Source organism: Paenibacillus agri (assembly GCF_013359945.1).
GTDB lineage: Bacteria > Bacillota > Bacilli > Paenibacillales > Paenibacillaceae > Paenibacillus_AQ > Paenibacillus_AQ agri.
This window is the reverse complement of the sequence record NZ_JABWCS010000112.1, coordinates 1-312: the sequence shown is the minus strand read 5'-3', so window position 1 is coordinate 312 and position 312 is coordinate 1. Positions and strand designations below refer to the sequence as shown.

At 56.1% G+C, this 312-nt stretch carries 1 pseudogene; it reads right to left on the bottom strand.

Features of this window, described 5'->3' with window-relative positions:
* Positions 1-312: pseudogene (locus HPT30_RS00520) on the bottom strand (hypothetical protein); the annotation flags it as partial.

The following is a 312-nucleotide window of genomic DNA, read 5'->3' as shown; positions in this document are numbered from 1 at the left end:
GCTCTTCCACACTTTGCTCGGCCAGGTGCCCGCCAGTTATGCTATCAGGCTGCAGATGCTGTCCGTTCACCGCTCCCTTTGCCAGTTTCGCTCCTGTTAAGCTGCCGTCAGGAAGAAGATCAGACGTGTATACCTCCTTCGCCAGATGCTCAAGGGTGATACTACCGGGTCTTACATGCCGCTCTTCCACGCTTTGCTCGGCCAGGTGCCCGCCAGTTATGCTATCAGGCTGCAGATGCTGTCCGTTCACCGCTCCCTTTGCCAGTTTCGCTCCTGTTAAGCTGCCGTCAGGAAGAAGATCGGACGTGTATA